We start from the raw sequence: 253 nt of genomic DNA on the forward strand, positions 1-253 counted from the left end.
GTATAGCTAATAGAAGATTGAACTATATCTGTTCCTTGACCTGCTAATTCTGTGACAATATCTCCAGCATTATCGACATTATAAGTATCGTTTCCTGCCTGACCTTGGAGTTGGTCGGCTCCGCTACTGCCATCGAGAAGATTATTAGCAATATTTCCGGTAATAATGTTATTTAAACTATTTCCTGTTCCGTTAATAGCTGCTGTTCCTATTAAGGTGAGGTTTTCGACTTCCGTAGGTAACGTATAGCTAA

1 pseudogene is annotated in these 253 nt (G+C 38.7%); it reads right to left on the minus strand.

The features are described 5' to 3' along the window. Positions 1-253: pseudogene (locus tag PL9214_RS31770) on the minus strand (hypothetical protein); the annotation flags it as partial.

It is taken from the genome of Planktothrix tepida PCC 9214 (genome assembly GCF_900009145.1).
GTDB lineage: Bacteria > Cyanobacteriota > Cyanobacteriia > Cyanobacteriales > Microcoleaceae > Planktothrix > Planktothrix tepida.